Source organism: Tenacibaculum sp. TC6 (assembly GCF_050606265.1).
GTDB lineage: Bacteria > Bacteroidota > Bacteroidia > Flavobacteriales > Flavobacteriaceae > Polaribacter.
Map to the genome: position 1 here is coordinate 1 of NZ_JBOCUK010000048.1, position 17155 is coordinate 17155.

Here is a 17155-nt window from a genome sequence, read left to right on the forward strand (position 1 = left end):
TGTGTGCGCTTTTTCTTGTGTGGACTCGTATTCATAAAATAAGTCTAATTTGTGTCAACTTATTTCAGGACGGGACATTACAATAAAAAAGGTTGAAAAAACTCTCAACCTTTTAGTTTATATTTTTATAAAATATGGATTACTCAACGGTAAACGTATTATTATCTAAATTAATATCAGCCATTAGCTGTGATGGATCAATTTCAACAGATTTTACATTTTTTGATACGGTAAAACTGTAGGTTGGATGCGCAAAAGTCCAATCTTCAATAATGGTAGCAGTGGTTGGTTTTTCACCTCTCATCATTCGTAATGGAATGTTAAACATTTCTTTAGAGCCATCAGCATACGTAACTTGTACATCTATAGGCATAGGCATTTGACCAATACGTTCTAAAGTAATTTCTTTACCATTTACAGATTTAATACCATAATCAATAGTATGTGTGGTTTGCGTCCATTCATTTAAGTACCAATCTAAATGAATGCCTGAAACCTTTTCAGCGGTTCTTTTAATATCATTAGGAGTTGGGTGTTTAAATGAAAAATCATCAAAGTATTTCTTTAGTGTTTTAGCTACATTGTCTTTACCAATAATATATTCCAGTTGACTTAAGAAAATATTTCCTTTAGAATAACTTGCCATACCGTAAGCACCGTTAGTATGATATCTATCAGCATGTGTAGTTAAAGGTTCTTCAGCATTATTACTGACAATGTATTTATAGTGTGAATAAGAACCTTTATGAGGGTTTTCTTCTCCTCTTTTTAAAATTTCATTAACGGCTTTGTTTGAAATATAAGTTGTAAAACCTTCATCCATCCAAGGGTGTTTACTTTCGTTGGTAGCTAATAAAAATTGAAACCAAGTATGAGCTAGTTCATGTGCAGTTACACCAAATAAACTTCCTGCTTTACGTCTTCCGGTAACTAAGGTACACATAGCATATTCCATACCGCCATCTCCACCTTGAATTACGGAATATTGTTTATAAGGATACGGACCTACGTGCTCACTAAAATATTTCATAAGCTCTGCTGTTTTTGCTGGTAGTTGCTTCCAAGCATCTAATGAAATTTTATCTAAGTTCTTTTTGTATAAAAAGTGAAGTACAACACCGTTATCCATAGTAAAAATATCATGAGCATATTCTGGATCAGCAGCCCAAGTAAAATCGTGAACATTAGGAGCTTTAAAGTGCCATGATAATTTATTTCCTTTTGGAAGGTTTAACGTAGTGTTATTATCGGTATATCCGTGACCGATTTCTTGCGGATTTTGTAAATATCCGGTTCCGCCTACTGTATATTTTTTATCAATATGAATGGTTACATCAAAATCACCCCAAACACCGTGAAATTCTCTTCCAATGTATGGAGGAGTATGCCAACCTTCAAAATCATATTCGGCCATTTTAGGATACCACTGTGTCATTGAAAGTGCTACTCCTTCATCACTATTACGTCCGGAACGTCTAATCTGTTTAGGAACTTGCCCGTCAAATAACATATCAAAAGTTACACTTTCACCTGGTTGAATAGGTTCATTTAATGAAACTTCTAAAATGGTACCGACAGTTTTATAGGGTACAGCTTTTCCATTTTGTTGCAAACTGTTTACTTTGATATATCCTATTTCAGATGGAGTTAGTTTACTAATTCTATCAGCAACTCTTATGTCCGGATCTTGAATATTTCTTGAGCGAACATCCATTTGAGAGTTCGGTTGAAAAGCGTTAAAATATAAATGGTAAAATACTTTATTCAATACATCCGGTGAATTATTAGTATATACTAACTTTTGTACTCCTTTATATTGAAAGTTTTTTACATCCATGTCAATATCCATGGTGTAATCTACGTGCTGTTGCCAGTAGGTATCAATACTTGTTTTTTGAATTTGTGAAATTGGGGTTATTTGTGAATTTTTTGCAGACGCACAAGCAAGCACCGATAAAGATAAAACCCCTAGTATTAATTTCTTCATTTTGTGTTATTTATTAAAAAAGAGCATTTAATTAAAACTAAATGCTCTTTTCAAATATACTTAAATTATTCTGTAATTATTTTTTTCCGTTAACCATGCTGTCAGCCATTTTTAATGCATTATAAGCATTAACTACACGACCTGAAACAGATAAGTCAGAAAAAGGCACTAATATTCCTTTAGGATTAGCGCGACCTCTTGAACCTGGTTTTAATACCATTAAATCAATTTTGGTACCAGAATTCATTAAAATGTGTTTTACTTGACTAGCCGATAATTGTGGATAGTAAGAACGAATAAGAGCAGCAACACCCGCTGTACTTGGAGCCGCCATAGAAGTTCCGCTGAATTTTTTATACTCGTTATCAGGAGTCGTAGAATAAATTTGTACACCAGGAGCAAAAACATCAACATTTACTTTACCGTAGTTAGAAAAACTTGCCGGTAATTCTTCGTTATATTTAGCACTCATAGCTCCTACTGTTAAGAAGTTATCTGCTACTTCATTTTTTAAATCCGGAGCATCATTCGGAAATGTTTTTTCAACATCAATGTCTTTTCCGTCATTTCCGGCAGCATTTACGATTAAAACATCTTTTTTAGCTGCATATTTAATAGCATCGTAAACCCATTGCTTGTTTGGTGAAAAAGCTTTACCAAAACTAGTATTGATTACTTTAGCTCCGTTATCCACTGCGTAACGAATTCCTAAAGCAACATCTTTATCGTACTCATCTCCGTCAGAAACTGAACGAACAGCCATAATTTTAATATTATTAGCAACTCCATTCATTCCTTTACCGTTATTTCTGGTAGCTCCGATAATACCTGAAACATGTGAACCGTGAGCTTCATCTTTTACGGTATGTCCTGTATTTTCGTCACCATAACCTGGTTTACTATTAATATCGTATGGATTATCACCTACTACTGTTCTGTAATCGGTTTTAAGATTATCACCGTTAATAGTTTTTTCTGCTTTAGAAACTAAAGAAGATAACTCTTCAACAGCTTCTGATAATGAAGGAACAAATTGATACATATACTCAGCTGTAGCAATACTGTTTTTTAACTCTTCATCATTAGTATTAATAGCTTTTACTTCTTTTGGAGTATAGCTATCTTTACCAAAATATTTAGTTAATGCTTTATGAGCTTTTTCTGTTCCGGCTAACATTTGTCCGTAACGTCCCATATTAGCTTTAGCTTCATCTACTTTTTCTTGTTGAAAAGCTTTTACTTCAGCTAATGTTTCAGGATCTGCAACAGAAGGATTCATTAAAATACGTTCGTATTCTAAGTGTTCTTTATAAGATTTTCCTAAGAAGTTCCATCCGTTAATATCATCAACATACCCGTTTTTATCATCATCAATGCCATTACCAGGAATTTCTTTTGTGTTCACCCAAGCTACATCTTTTAAATCTTCATGTTTCAAATCGGTACCACTATCAACAACACCAACAATTACTTCTACTCCTTTTTTACCTTTTAAAAACTTATAAGCTCTGTTAACACTCATTCCAGGAATAGTATCAGCAGCTAAATCTAAATGTTGCCAATTTTCTTCCTCATATTCTGTTAAAGGTGCTTTTTTAGCAGAAATATTAATAACTGTATCACTTCCTGCCGGTACAGGTAATTTACTTACTGAAGAACAACCCACTAAGGTTGTAACTGCCATTGCCGAATAAAATACGGGCTTCAAAACTCTCATAATTTCTATCTTAATTAAAAATGTCTATAAATTTATAACTTTCTTTTAAACGAACCCCTTTTTCAGTATGCTGAACGGTACATAATTCATTATGTGCATCATGCTCTAAGAATAAATAAAATTCTTTATCAGCGGCTTCGTTTAAAAAAACTTGCTTTTCTTTTAGGGTAAGTAAGGGTCTTGTGTCGTAACCCATTACATAAGGAAGAGGAATATGTCCTACGGTAGGAAGTAAATCAGCCATAAAAACAATAGTTTTACCTTGGTATTCTATTTTAGGTAGCATTTGTTTTTCAGTATGCCCATCAACAAAAATAACATCAAAACCCACTTGGTCTTTTGCATTTCTGTGGATGAAGTTTAACTGACCGTTTTCTTCTATCGGTAAAATATTTTCTTTTAAAAAAGAGGCTTTCTCACGAGCATTTGGTTCAATGGCCCATTGCCAATGACGATCATTACTCCATACCTTAGCATTTTTAAAGGCAGGAATAAAACCGGTTTTATCTGTATTCCATTGAATTACGCCACCACAATGATCAAAGTGTAAGTGAGTTAAAAAAACATCCGTAATATCATCACGATGAAAACCATATTTAGCCAAAGAAGTATCCAGAGAAAAATCACCAAATAAATAATAATACCCAAAAAACTTTTCAGATTGTTTGTTTCCAAGACCGGTATCAATAAGGGTAAGCCTGTTACCATCTTCAATAAGCATACATCGCATGCTCATATCAATCATATTGTTAGAATCTGCCGGATTAGTCTTTTGCCAAATAGATTTTGGAACAACGCCAAACATAGCGCCTCCGTCTAATTTAAAATTACCTGTTTCTATAGGATATATTCGCATGACAACAAAGATGCAGAATTTTAACGAATTTTTTTGTTAAGGAAAACAAAAAAGCGTATTGAATTTCAATACGCTTTTTATTTGAGGTGTCGAGCGGATTCGAACCGCTGTGGATGGTGTTGCAGACCACTGCCTAGCCACTCGGCCACGACACCCTATTGATTAGGTGTGCAAATTTACATCTTTTATTTTTTAATGCAAATGTTTTTTAATTTTTACGCGAATCTTTTAAAATAATTACAACTTCCTGCACATTACCACCTATTGGAGGGTTTATTTTAGCTACGCTAACCTCGGCTTCTTCTACCAGAGAAATTTCTTTAAAAATTCTATCTAATATACGTTGAGCCACATGTTCTAATAATTTAGAACGAATAGCCATTTCTTCTTTAACAATTTGATTTAAGTGTACATAATCAACCGTGTCTGTTAAAACATCTGTTTGAGCTGATGTACTTAAATCTGCTTTTACTTCAATATCTACTTTATATTCAGAACCAATTTTAGCTTCTTCCTCTAAACACCCGTGATTAGTAAATAAACGGATGTTGTTTACGCGTATTATACCCAATTTAAAAAGTTTTAAGCAAAAATACTTTTTTACACTGAATTTGAATTATTGAATTTTACAAAAGTTTACATCGTATTAAGTAATGTACTGCGATACACAGAGAGTAGTCCTAATTTTTTTGTAAGTGCTGTTGTAAACGCTATATTTATAGCAATCATGCTAAAAAAAAGTATCTATGAATGACTTAAGAAGAATGATTTATTGCCAACAATGTATGCATATGAAGGTTGATGCTTCAGATGATGTGTTATGTGGTTTAACAAATGCAAGACCTGATTTTGAAGAAGAGTGTGATACCTTTGCCGTGAATCCTGAGATAATGAAGGAATCAAGAGCTGAAAAAAGTTATTCTATGATGAAGTTAGACTTTAAAACAGTAGCATCTATTATCATTTTTATAGTGGCGCTTATTAGGTTGATAAGGCGATTTATTAAATAATAAACGAGAAAAATATATTTTAAAAATTAAGCACAACATGATATTTGCTCAGAAAGATCATGTTGTGCTTTTACAATTTATTTAATCTCAAAAGTTTGTTTACTGCCATTTATTTCTACAGTATATTTTCCTTTAGGCAAATAGTAAATACCATTCTTTGCTTTTTCTACGACTGCCTCTTTGTTTTTTTTCTGAAAAGCTTTTCTTCCTTTTTCTGAAAAAGAAACATCAAAAACTACTTCATTAAATCCATGATGAGCTTCAACCGACAAAGTATTCACCACAATATCATCTGTTGAAATTTGAATAGAAACTTTTTTATCTGAATTTACATAAAAAGGTATATTTTGTTTAGGAGTAGAAGGCTCTAACCATTTGCTCCATGAGCTTCCCCAATACGAGCTTTTTCGCATATCTTTTACAGGAAAAACTACATCTTTTGAAGTGTCTTTTAGTAGTTGTAAAGAAGAAATATTAGCTTTATACAAGCTTCTACCATGAGTTCCTAAAATAAGTTCTTTGGCTTTAGGTTGAATAACTAAATCATGTACAGCTACATTGGGTATTTTAGAAAATGAATGCCATTGATTACCTGAGTTCAACGTAACATAAGCGCCATTATCTGTACCCACATATAGTATATTTTCTTTTACAGGATCTTCTTTAATAACATTTACAGGAGAAGTAGGAATATTTCCACTAATACGCTTCCATGTTTTTCCGTAGTCATCAGACTGAAAAATATACGTAGTAAAGTCATCAAAACGATAACCGTTTAAAGTAGCATACACACGTTCTTTTTTGTGCTTAGAAGCTATAACACGACTTACCCAAAGGTTTTGAGGAAGCGAAGCTGATATTTTTTTCCAGTTACCACCTCCGTTTTTGGTTATGTGAATAAGTCCGTCATCAGAACCCACATAAATTAACCCAAATTGAAAAGGACTTTCAGAAATGGTAGTTAATGTACCATAGGCAACATTACCTTTTTTACCTCCTTGTGTTAAATCGTCAGAAATGGTTTCCCAGTCATTTCCTTGGTTTAAAGAACGATGTAATTTATTTCCTCCTAAATACAAAATATCCTGATTGTGTTTTGATAATTGAATGGGAGTTTGCCAATTAAAACGGTAAGGGTTTTCTCCTAAAGAATGTTTAGGTTGAATATAAGTTTGCTCTTTGGCTTCTCTGTTAATTCGATAATAATTTCCAAACTGATAACCGGTATATACAATATTCGGATTTCTATCGTCTACCGCTACCTGCATACCATCACCGCCCATTAAGCTTTCATACGGATTTTTACCTGTTTGATGCCAAGCTTTGTTTATTTTAGCGTTGTTGTCTGCTACCCAAACCCCATTATCTTGCAATCCGCCGTAAACTTTATAGTTTTTCTGATTGTCGGCATATACTGAATAAAACTGACCTACAGGTGGTGTATTAACCTTTATCCAACTTTCGCCGTCATCGTAAGAAATATTCAATCCGCCATCATTTCCATCAATTAAATGCCCTTGTTTTTTAGCATTAACCCATAAGGCTTGATGATCTGCATGAACATTTTCTTTGCTAATCGACTTAAATGTTTTTCCTCCGTCTTTTGATTTCAAAATAGGTACTCCTAAAACATAAATAGCATTTTTATCTTGCGGATCTACTCTTACTTCACCAAAATAATATCCATATGAGTAATATAAATCATCTAAATAGCCTTCATGAGTTTTTTTCCATGATTTACCTCCGTTTTCAGTTTTAAATACCTCGGCTCCAATTACAGGAGTGTCAAATAATAAAGAGTTTGCGTCTTCTAAATACTTGGCTAAGTCAATAGGTTGTACTGAACCTGATCGTACCATTTGCTTTACATTTTCGGCTCTGTATTTTTCCTGAAACCCATTAGTTTTTAAATAAGTATTTAATTTTTTGTCGTCAAGATTTAAAAACTCACCTACAGTCATGGTTTTAAAATCTTCTTTAGTTAATGCGTTTGAAGATTGTTTTTTACTCGCTTCTTTGGTTCTTCTAAACTGATTATCATGAAAAGCATACACCGTATTGGCATCAAAAACAGCAAGCCCTATTCTACCAACACCGGTTCCTTCCGGAAAACCATTTTTTTCTGAAACTTTAGTCCATGTAGCTCCGGCATCAGTACTTTTATAAATAGCAGAACCGTTACCATCACCATCAAAATTCCAAGCCTTACGCTCTCGTTCCCAAGAAGCCGCGTATAGTACGTTAAAATTGTCAGGAGCTTGTTGAACATCTATAATTCCGGTAGTATCATTAATAAATAAAGTCTGTTTCCAAGTTTTACCCCCATCGGTAGTTTTGTAAATACCACGTTCATTATTAGAAGAATATAAATGCCCGACAACTCCTATAATAACCTCTTCTGAATTAGTTGGGTTAATGAGTATTCTACCTATATGATGACTGTCTTGTAATCCAACATTAGTCCACGTTTTACCCTTATCAGTAGATTTTAAAATACCAATACCGGCATAAGAAGAACGTGATGAATTATTTTCACCGGTACCTACCCAAATAGTCCCGTTTTTCCAGTCAACAGCAATATCTCCAACATTTTGAGTTGGTGAGCTGTCTAAAACCGGTGTAAAAGTGGTTCCGTTATTATTTGTATACCATACTCCACCGGAAGCATAACCAACATAAAATTCAGTAGTATTGTTTGGGTTTACATCAACATCCACTACACGACCACTCATTACAGTAGGTCCGATACTTTCAAAAGAAATGTTTTTAACTATAGAGTTTTTATGTAAATTTTCTTTTTCAGTCAAAGCTTGTATGACAGTAGCTGATGAGGTTGGAGGCTTTTGCGCTACCATAGGTATGGCAAGTAGCAGTAAGCTTGTTTTTATAAACGTTTTCATTTAGTTGATGTTTTGGTTTTAAAAAATGAAAATACTATAAGCTTAAAGGAATTCAAAAAAATTAACATTAATTAAGATATTCGTGTTAAAAATGATGATTTTCTACTTCAAAAAAATGTTAGATTTGTGATATCTCGTAAATTGAATTTTAAAAAAGAGAGCTAAAAGTTGCTTGATATAGAAAGACCTGCCTTTAAGTTCTTTTATGAGAATAACTATAAATTAGATACGTATGAACATTTTTATTCTGTCGGTTAGTGAACATGTATATTCTACTAAACGAATTTATGACGAAGCTATAAACCGCGGACATGATGTAAGTATAATAAATCATACCAGATGCTCTATAAAATTAAGTAACGGTAAAAGGCAGATAGTTTATGAGGGAGATGATATTACAGGTGAACCGGATGTAATTATACCTAGGATTGGTGCTTCGGTTACCCGACATGGGGCGGCTGTAGTTAAAGAGTTTGAAATGAACGGTGTTTTTAGCACCGCCAGATCTTTAGGGATTATAAGAGCACAAAACAAACTACGTACCCTTCAAATTTTAAATAGAAAAAACATACCTATTCCTGATACTATTTTTTCAGCAAACTCAGAAGGTATAAAAGAACAGATACGCTTATTAGGAGGTGCTCCTGTAATTATTAAGCTACTGGAAGGAACTCAGGGAATTGGTGTAATTTTAGCAGAAACTGAAAAATCAGCAAAATCTATTATTGATACCCTTCAGGTGATGAATACAGGTTTTTTGTTGCAAGAGTACATTAAAGAGAGTAACAGTGAAGATGTTAGAGCTTTTGTGGTGGGAGATAAAGTAATCTCATCTATGAAAAGAAAAGGATTAGAAGATGATTTTCGTTCTAACATTCATAGAGGAGGTAGCGGTTCAATGGTTAAATTAACCTCTGAAGAAGAAGAAATAGCTATTAAAGCAGCCCAGTATTTAGGGTTGCCGGTTGCCGGGGTAGATTTAATCAGATCTAAAAGAGGACCGTTATTAATAGAAGTAAATTCAACACCAGGATTGCAAGGAATAGAGGCATTTACACGAGTGAATGTAGCAGAAGGAATTATTAAATATCTAGAAAATAAATGTTCAAAGAGTTTAAGAATGAAGTAGTAGTTATTCGTAATGAAACGATACCGTTAGGAGAATCTAAACTTATTAAAATTCCTATTGACAGGTTACCTACAGGAACTTTAATAGAAATACCCGTATATATATTTAACGGAGAAAAACCGGGACCTACTGTTTTGTTACAAGGGGGGTTGCATGGTGATGAAGTAAACAGTATTGAGTTAATACGAAGAATGCTGATTGATAAACGATATAAAATACTACAAGGCTGTGTAATTGTAGTTCCGCTCTTAAATATATTTGGGTTTTTAAATCTTTCTCGTGATATGCATGGAAAAGATGTTAATAGAAGTTTTCCCGGCTCAAAAACAGGTTCTTTAGCCAGTAGAATGGCCTATTACTTAATGAAAGAACTAACACAAAATGTTGATTTTGCTATAGATTACCATACCGGAGGCGCTCAAAGAAGCAACTACCCGCAAATTCGATTTACTCCACAAGACAAAATAGGACAAGAATTAGCAACCATTTTTAATGCCCCTATTATGTTAGGTTCCAAATTAATAACGAAATCATTTAGAAATGAATGTTATAAAAACAACATTCCGGTTATTGTATATGAAGGAGGTGAGTCTTTACGATTTGATGAAGAAGCCATACAAGAAGGAATTAACGGTACCTTACGTGTTTTACAACATTTTAAAATGATAGATAGCTCTATTCCTATAGCAAATCAAGAAAACAGTGTACGTATAAACAACACAAAATGGATTCGGGCAAAAGTTGCCGGATTATTTACTTCAGAGGTTACTAACGGAACGTTTGTTAAAAAAGGACAAGTTTTAGGAAGTATTATGGATACTTATGGCGAAACTAATTTTAAAGTAAAATCGCCATCAAATGGGTACATTATAGCTAAAAACAATTTTCCAATCATAAATATGGGAGATCCTTTATTCCATTTAGGAATGCCTTAATATAGATTTTAATTTGCTTAATTGCTTTATTTTTAGTTAATTTATAAACATTAACTAACAAAAAATCAAAAAGATGGAATTAATTATTAGCTTACTTGCAGGTGCTCTGGGCGGAAATTTAGCCGGTGCTTTATTAAAAAAATTCTCTATGGGAACACTTTGGAATTCAGTTGTTGGAATTCTGGGAGGTGGTCTGGGAGCTCAATTACTAGGGATGCTAGGAATTGACATTGGAGGGATTTTAGGAAGTATTGCCGGAGGTGGAGTAGGTGGCGGTGTTTTAATGGTGATTATTGGTCTCATTAAAAACGCCATGGGCAAATGATAAGAAAAGTAAGTAGAATGAAGGGTGAAAAGATGCTATTATAGCATCTTTTCTTTTTTTATAATACTTTTGTTGTACGAAGGTTTTTATGAAAGCATCATATAAAAATTTAGCACAATACATACAAGCAGTAGTTAATGATGAAGCATTAAACATAGCTGTTACTGAAATAGTAGCGTGTTTTTCATGTCATGTTTTTCAAAAAAACACCTACTTTGTTGAGGTAGGAAAAGTGCCCGAGTATTTTTGTTTTATAGAAAGCGGCATACTACAACATTCAATAACGGTTAATGAAGAAGAAAAAACTACGTATTTAGCCTTAAAAAACACCTGCACTACCTCTTTAAAAAGCTTTTTACAACAAACACCATCAAGAAAAAGTATAAAAGCATTATCAGAATGTGTGTTGTGGTGTATAAATGTTGCCGATTTTAAACGCTTACAAAAAACAAACAAAGCCTTCTTTCAATTCTATTTTAACTTAATTGAAAATCAAATATTTTTAATTGACGATTATCGCATTGACTTACTAACGCTAAGTCCTGAAGAACGCTATAAAAAGCTGTTAAATAACGATCCTAGTTTATTGCAAGAAGTGCCGCTACATTACCTCGCTTCATTTTTAGGAATTTCTAACAGGCATATGAGCAGGATTCGTAAAAACATAAAATAGTGCCATTTGGCTACAATGAATCCATATGTTTTTAATTAATTTTGAAAGCAACATAAACCATTAAAAAAATTCGAACACATGAAATACCAACCTATAAATAGTAGTTTGTTTGTGAAAAACCGAAAAAACTTTATGACTCAAATGAAAGTCAATAGTTTAGCGGTTTTTAATTCAAATGATATCTACCCGGTAAGTGCAGATAGTACCTTGCCTTTTGAACAACATCGAGATATTTTTTATTTAAGTGGCGTTGATCAAGAAGAAAGCGTACTGGTTTTATTTCCTGATTGCCCGAAACCTCAATATAGAGAAGTGTTGTTTTTACGAGAAACTAACGAGCATATAGCTGTTTGGGAAGGTGAAAAACTTACCAAAGAAAAAGCTTTTGAAGTAAGTGGCATTCAAACGGTGTTTTGGCTACAAGATTTAGAAAAAATACTTTTTGAATTAATGAGCTATGCTGATACCGTATATGTAAATACCAATGAGCATTACAGAGCCAATGTAGAAACCGAAACCAGAGAAGATAGATTTACGAAATGGTTGTTAGGAAAATATCCGGCGCATTCGGTAGCTAAGAGTAACCCTATTTTACAACGCTTACGTTCGGTTAAAGATGCTATTGAGTTAGATTTAATTCAAACGGCTTGTGATATTACTGAAAAAGGGTTCAGACGTATTTTAGGTTTTGTACAACCCGGAGTATGGGAATATGAGATTGAAGCAGAGTTTATTCATGAATTCATAAGAAACCGATCTAGAAAATTTGCCTATACACCAATTATTGCGTCAGGTAACAACGCTAACGTGTTACACTATATAGAAAACAACCAACAATGTAAGGCTGGAGATTTATTACTGTTAGATGTAGGTGCTGAATATGCTAATTACTCTTCAGACATGACCAGAACTATTCCGGTATCAGGGAAGTTTACGGAGAGACAAAAAGCGGTATATAACGCCGTGAACAGAGTAAAAAACGAAGCAACAAAGATGTTAGTTCCGGGTACACTTTGGGCAGAATACCATGTTGAGGTAGGTAAAATTATGACTTCGGAATTGCTTGGTTTAGGTTTGTTAGATAAAGCAGCGATTCAGAATGAAGATCCTAATTGGCCGGCTTATAAAAAATACTTCATGCACGGAACGTCACACCATATGGGGCTGGATACGCATGATTACGGATTATTACATGAGCCTATGCAAGCCAACATGGTATTTACGGTAGAACCGGGAATTTATATACCGGAAGAAGGCTTTGGAATACGATTAGAAGATGATGTGGTTATACAAGAAACAGGTGCTCCGTTTAACCTAATGAGAAACATACCTATTGAAGCTGATGAGATTGAAGATTTAATGAATTCATAAAAATCACAAAAAGAACGATAGTTGTTAATACCGGACTATCGTTCTTTTTTGTTTCCGTAAATTGCTATTTTCAACAAAAATATTTTACATGTATATATCTATTCAGAGTTTAGTGTCCGAATTTTCAAAATGGGTTTGGGGCATTCCATTATTAATCTTGTTAATTGGTGGCGGACTATTTTTGTTCGTTTACTCAGGGCTTGTTCCTTTTAGGTATATGAGGCATGCAGTTGAGGTGTTAAGAGGCAAATATGACAAGCATGATTCTCCGGGAGATTTATCACATTATGAAGCCTTATCATCAGCAATTGCTGCTACAGTTGGTATGGGAAATATCAGCGGAGTTGCCATAGCTATTGCTACCGGAGGCCCGGGAGCTGTTTTTTGGATGTGGGTAAGCGCCTTTGTAGGAATGGCAACCAAATTTTTTACCTGTAGCTTATCGGTAATGTATAGAGGAAAGGATGAAGAAGGAAATATAAAAGGAGGCCCTATGTATGTAATTACAGAAGGTTTAGGGAAACAATGGAAGCCTTTAGCGGTATTTTTTGCTTTTGCCGGGTTGTTTGGTACATTACCCGCTTTTCAAGCCAATCAATTAACACAAACCTTGGTAGATGTATTTCAAGTACATGAAACCAATATGGAAACAGCAAAACTATTGCTGGGTATTTCTATTGCCATAATTACTGCGTTGGTAATTTTTGGAGGCATTAAACGTATTGGAAGCGTTGCAGGTAAGTTAGTACCTGTAATGGTTGTTGTTTACTTGGTAACAGTATTAACTATTTTAGTATTAAAGATAGATAAAGTTCCGAGTATTTTTTCTCTCATATTTACAGATGCCTTTACCGGTAATGCAGTAGTAGGAGGTGCTTTAGGAACCCTTATTATAACCGGAGTTAGAAGAGCAGCTTTTTCTAACGAAGCCGGTTTAGGAACTGCCCCTATGATGCACGGTACTGCCAAAACAAAAGAACCCATACGAGAAGGGTTGGTTGCTATGTTAGGTCCGGCTATAGATACCTTATTGGTCTGTACCCTAACCGCCTTGGCTATATTGGCATCAGGTATATGGAAAGGGTTTGACGGTAACGGAATTTCATTAACCTTAGAAGCTTTTAATACCGTACTTCCGGCTAATATAGGAAGCGTTATTTTGACTATTTGTGTATTAATCTTTGCGTTTTCAACTCTGTTTACCTATTCATTTTATGGCTATAGTTGCTTAAGCTATTTATTCGGAAGTAAAGTAGGAAAATATTATAACTATATATACATAGTTACCATAGTAATAGCCTCTATTATAAAACTGGATTTTGTAATTAATGTCATTGACAGTGCCTATGCACTTATGGCAATTCCAACAGTACTTTCTACACTAATTTTAGCACCCAAAGTAAAAAAGGCAGCTAATAATTATTTTAAACGCTTAAAAGAAGGAGCGTTTTAATAATATAGTATTCATTTTAGTTATAGCCCTCTAAAGCCTTTATTTTTAAAGGAAATTAACTAAGTTTGTGAAAATACATGGAATATAAAAGACATTATGTCTTTTATATTCTTGTTGTAAACAATACTAAAACAAAAATTCGAACCAATATGAAAATTATAAAACTTAGACTTTTTAACTTCAAAAAATTCGAATTTTTAGAAATAGATTTCAAAGACAATTTGAATGTTCTAATTGGTGATAATGAATCTGGAAAAAGTTCAATACTACTAGCTATTGACTTAGCTTTTAGAGGCAGCAGAAATCGAGTTGAAACCGAAGGACTAGATTTACTATTCAATTCTAAAGCTGTTGAAAATTTCTTCCTAACTAATACATATGAAACCCTACCTAAACTAAAAGTTGAATTGTATTTTGATAATCTAGGAGATAAAGACGATTATTATGGTAGGAATAATACTCTTGGAACTGACCAATTCGGATTTTCACTGATTTGTGAACCGCGTGACGAATTAAGCAAGGATATTTCTGAAATTTTAGCGGAAGGGAAACAGAACTTTCCGTTCGAATATTATTCAATTGCTTTTCACAAATTTTCCGGACAGCCATATCTAAGTTTCAAAAAAGACTTCAAGCATATTCTATTAGATAATACTCTTATAAATAATGAATACGCTACAAATCAATATATAAAGACCTTATACGATAGTAACGTTTCTCTTTCAGAAAAAAACAAACACTTAAATGAATATCGTAAATACAAGAATGATTATCGGGAAAAAATTTTAGCTGATGTCAATAAAAAGACAGGAGATTATCAATTTGGAATCAAAAATGACAAGAAATCAAACTTGGTAACAGACCTAACTATAACCGAGGAAAATATTGATATTCAAAACAAAGGGAAAGGTCGTCAATGTTTCATAAAAACGGAGTTTGCTTTACAAAAAAATCAAAATGAATTAGATTTTGTTTTACTAGAAGAACCCGAGAATCATTTAAGTCATTTGAATATGAAAAACCTCATTTCAAGAATAAATGATTCCAAAAACAAACAAATTTTCATTGCTACTCATAGTAATTTAATTAGTTCAAGGCTAGATTTAAGAAATACCATTTTGTTGAACAGTAATAGTTCAATATCTATTAACCTAACCCATTTAGAAGATTCTACTGCAAACTTCTTTATGAAAGCCCCAGATAACAATATTTTGGAATTCATTTTATCTAAAAAAGTAATTCTTGTAGAAGGAGATGCGGAATTTATTTTGCTAGAAAGATTTTTTGAAATAGTAACAGGTAAAAATCCAAACGAACTAAATTCTCACATAATTTCGGTGGATGGTACAAGTTTCAAAAGATATTTAGAGATTTCTAAACTATTAGATATCAAAACAGCAGTTATCAGAGATAACGATTCAGATTATCAAAAAAACTGCATAGACAGATACGCTAAATACATTATGCCAAATATTCAAGTTTTCTCTGAGACTGATAATTCTATCTCAACATTCGAGATTTCAATGTTTAATTCAAATACAAAAATTTGCAATGATTTATTTTTACCAGGAAGAAAAACGAGAAGTGTTCCGCAATTTATGCTCGATGAAAAAGCTGAATGTGCATTCGAAATATTAGACAAAAAAAGTGACGAAATAATTGTTCCTGATTATATAAAAGATGCTATAGAATGGTTGATAAAAAATTAATCTTGGCTGTTGCAGGCTCTGGAAAAACAACCAATCTAATTGACAGACTAAATCTTGAAGAAAGATTCTATTTAGTTACATACACGATTACAAATACGAGTTTAATACGTAAGCGCATCATTAAAAAATTCGGCTATTTACCAAACAACATTCAAGTATTTACATATTTCAATTTCCTATATAGTTTTTGTATCAAACCTTTCTTATTTTATAAATACAACCTCAAAGGAATTTATCTTGAGAATTCACCAGAACAGACAAACTACTTGAAAAATTCAGATATAAGAAAATATATAAGCAAAAGTGGATATGCTTACCATAATAGATTAGCTAAATTGATTGAATTTGAAAATTTAATAGAAGATGTTAGATTAAGGTTGGAAAAGTTCTGTGACCATTTTTATTATGATGAAGTACAAGATTTGGGAAGCCACGATTTTAATTTTATTATGGAATTGTCAAAATCTAAACTTAATTTTTTGTTTGTTGGAGATTTTTACCAACACACGTATGTAACTAGTTTTGATAGAAATGTTAATGCAAATCTGCACAAGGACTATAACATGTATCTAAAAAAATATCAAGATTATAATATTGCAATTGATTTAGAGACTCTAAGTAATAGCTGGAGATGTAGCCCTACAATATGTAATTACATTACTGATAATCTAAAAATTCAAATTGGCTCTCATAGAACTGATGAAACTAAAATTGAATTAATTGAAGACAAGGAAATGCTCGTGGAAAAACTAAATGATGATGCCACAATTAAATTGGTTTACAGCAATGCTAGCAAAAGAAAGTTCAAAGCAAAAAATTGGGGAGAATGTAAAGGAGAAGATGACTTTATAGACACTTGTATATTACTAAATCAAACGACATATAAGCTCTACAAAAAAGGAAAATTGGAAGAATTAGCAAGCAGAACAAAAAATAAACTATATGTTGCCCTATCTAGGACAAGAGGAAACTGTTATTTAGCAAGTGAAAAATTATTGGAATAAAGCACAGTTTACAACAAAGAACTGAGGTAAAAAACAAGTAAATTTTATACTTTTTTAAACCAAAGTACTTTTATAATTTACATCAT

Annotated in this window: 14 protein-coding genes and 1 tRNA gene; 9 read left to right on the forward strand and 6 right to left on the reverse strand. The window is 33.0% G+C overall.

Annotated features, from left to right (window positions below):
* Nucleotides 1-139: 139 nt before the first annotated feature.
* From ACQY1Q_RS16325 to folB, 5 genes are all read right to left on the reverse strand, one after another.
* Entirely contained in the window at nucleotides 140-1987 is a 1848-nt protein-coding gene (locus ACQY1Q_RS16325; RefSeq protein WP_431006401.1) for a M1 family metallopeptidase, read from the reverse strand.
* A gap of 76 nt (nucleotides 1988-2063) precedes the next feature.
* Entirely contained in the window at nucleotides 2064-3704 is a 1641-nt protein-coding gene (locus ACQY1Q_RS16330) for a S8 family peptidase (protein ID WP_431006402.1), read from the reverse strand.
* A gap of 10 nt (nucleotides 3705-3714) precedes the next feature.
* A complete protein-coding gene (locus ACQY1Q_RS16335; protein ID WP_431006403.1) occupies nucleotides 3715-4560 on the reverse strand; it encodes an MBL fold metallo-hydrolase in 846 nt (281 codons plus the stop codon).
* A gap of 84 nt (nucleotides 4561-4644) precedes the next feature.
* Nucleotides 4645-4715, reverse strand: a tRNA-Cys gene (locus tag ACQY1Q_RS16340).
* A 53-nt stretch (nucleotides 4716-4768) separates the two neighbouring features.
* Nucleotides 4769-5131, reverse strand: coding sequence for a dihydroneopterin aldolase (gene folB / locus ACQY1Q_RS16345; protein ID WP_431006404.1), 363 nt, complete (start codon nucleotides 5129-5131; stop codon nucleotides 4769-4771).
* Nucleotides 5132-5306: 175 nt separating this feature from the next.
* Here folB and ACQY1Q_RS16350 point away from each other — a divergent pair, with 175 nt between their 5' ends.
* Nucleotides 5307-5570 carry a hypothetical protein gene (locus tag ACQY1Q_RS16350; RefSeq protein WP_431006405.1) on the forward strand — a complete coding sequence of 88 codons (264 nt, stop codon included), beginning with the start codon at nucleotides 5307-5309 and terminating at the stop codon, nucleotides 5568-5570.
* 77 nt (nucleotides 5571-5647) lie between these two features.
* Here the strand turns inward: ACQY1Q_RS16350 and ACQY1Q_RS16355 are convergent, their stop codons facing one another.
* Entirely contained in the window at nucleotides 5648-8470 is a 2823-nt protein-coding gene (locus tag ACQY1Q_RS16355; RefSeq protein ID WP_431006406.1) for a WD40/YVTN/BNR-like repeat-containing protein, read from the reverse strand.
* A 232-nt stretch (nucleotides 8471-8702) separates the two neighbouring features.
* On the opposite strand from ACQY1Q_RS16355, the gene ACQY1Q_RS16360 reads away from it, so the two are divergent.
* From ACQY1Q_RS16360 to ACQY1Q_RS16395, 8 genes are all read left to right on the forward strand, one after another.
* Nucleotides 8703-9599, forward strand: coding sequence for a RimK family alpha-L-glutamate ligase (locus ACQY1Q_RS16360; RefSeq protein WP_431006407.1), 897 nt, complete (start codon nucleotides 8703-8705; stop codon nucleotides 9597-9599).
* Entirely contained in the window at nucleotides 9572-10534 is a 963-nt protein-coding gene (locus ACQY1Q_RS16365; RefSeq protein WP_431006408.1) for a succinylglutamate desuccinylase/aspartoacylase family protein, read from the forward strand. Before ACQY1Q_RS16360 ends, ACQY1Q_RS16365 begins: the two co-directional genes overlap by 28 nt.
* A 148-nt stretch (nucleotides 10535-10682) precedes the next feature.
* A complete protein-coding gene (locus tag ACQY1Q_RS16370; protein ID WP_431006409.1) occupies nucleotides 10683-10859 on the forward strand; it encodes a hypothetical protein in 177 nt (58 codons plus the stop codon).
* Nucleotides 10860-10947: 88 nt separating this feature from the next.
* Nucleotides 10948-11532: a Crp/Fnr family transcriptional regulator gene (locus ACQY1Q_RS16375; protein ID WP_431006410.1), complete on the forward strand. Its 585-nt coding sequence runs from the start codon at nucleotides 10948-10950 to the stop codon at nucleotides 11530-11532.
* Nucleotides 11533-11610: 78 nt separating this feature from the next.
* A complete protein-coding gene (locus ACQY1Q_RS16380; RefSeq protein WP_431006411.1) occupies nucleotides 11611-12903 on the forward strand; it encodes an aminopeptidase P family protein in 1293 nt (430 codons plus the stop codon).
* 88 nt (nucleotides 12904-12991) lie between these two features.
* Entirely contained in the window at nucleotides 12992-14356 is a 1365-nt protein-coding gene (locus ACQY1Q_RS16385; RefSeq protein ID WP_431006412.1) for an alanine/glycine:cation symporter family protein, read from the forward strand.
* Between the two features lie 149 nt (nucleotides 14357-14505).
* Nucleotides 14506-16065, forward strand: coding sequence for an ATP-dependent nuclease (locus ACQY1Q_RS16390; RefSeq protein WP_431006413.1), 1560 nt, complete (start codon nucleotides 14506-14508; stop codon nucleotides 16063-16065).
* Nucleotides 16047-17069 carry a DNA helicase UvrD gene (locus ACQY1Q_RS16395; RefSeq protein WP_431006414.1) on the forward strand — a complete coding sequence of 341 codons (1023 nt, stop codon included), beginning with the start codon at nucleotides 16047-16049 and terminating at the stop codon, nucleotides 17067-17069. The genes ACQY1Q_RS16390 and ACQY1Q_RS16395 overlap by 19 nt, the downstream gene beginning before the upstream one ends.
* Nucleotides 17070-17155 lie beyond the last annotated feature (86 nt).

Excerpts from the sequence above, each read along its gene's own strand:
- ACQY1Q_RS16390 (WP_431006413.1), top strand. The coding sequence starts at position 14,506 with ATGAAAATTATAAAACTTAGACTTTTTAACTTCAAAAAATTCGAATTT.
- ACQY1Q_RS16370 (WP_431006409.1), top strand. The coding sequence starts at position 10,683 with ATGGGAACACTTTGGAATTCAGTTGTTGGAATTCTGGGAGGTGGTCTG.
- ACQY1Q_RS16385 (WP_431006412.1), top strand. The coding sequence starts at position 12,992 with ATGTATATATCTATTCAGAGTTTAGTGTCCGAATTTTCAAAATGGGTT.
- ACQY1Q_RS16395 (WP_431006414.1), top strand. The coding sequence starts at position 16,047 with ATGGTTGATAAAAAATTAATCTTGGCTGTTGCAGGCTCTGGAAAAACA.
- ACQY1Q_RS16365 (WP_431006408.1), top strand. The coding sequence starts at position 9,572 with ATGTTCAAAGAGTTTAAGAATGAAGTAGTAGTTATTCGTAATGAAACG.
- ACQY1Q_RS16335 (WP_431006403.1), bottom strand. The coding sequence starts at position 4,560 with ATGCGAATATATCCTATAGAAACAGGTAATTTTAAATTAGACGGAGGC.
- ACQY1Q_RS16350 (WP_431006405.1), top strand. The coding sequence starts at position 5,307 with ATGAATGACTTAAGAAGAATGATTTATTGCCAACAATGTATGCATATG.
- ACQY1Q_RS16325 (WP_431006401.1), bottom strand. The coding sequence starts at position 1,987 with ATGAAGAAATTAATACTAGGGGTTTTATCTTTATCGGTGCTTGCTTGT.
- ACQY1Q_RS16375 (WP_431006410.1), top strand. The coding sequence starts at position 10,948 with ATGAAAGCATCATATAAAAATTTAGCACAATACATACAAGCAGTAGTT.
- ACQY1Q_RS16380 (WP_431006411.1), top strand. The coding sequence starts at position 11,611 with ATGAAATACCAACCTATAAATAGTAGTTTGTTTGTGAAAAACCGAAAA.
- ACQY1Q_RS16355 (WP_431006406.1), bottom strand. The coding sequence starts at position 8,470 with ATGAAAACGTTTATAAAAACAAGCTTACTGCTACTTGCCATACCTATG.
- ACQY1Q_RS16360 (WP_431006407.1), top strand. The coding sequence starts at position 8,703 with ATGAACATTTTTATTCTGTCGGTTAGTGAACATGTATATTCTACTAAA.
- ACQY1Q_RS16330 (WP_431006402.1), bottom strand. The coding sequence starts at position 3,704 with ATGAGAGTTTTGAAGCCCGTATTTTATTCGGCAATGGCAGTTACAACC.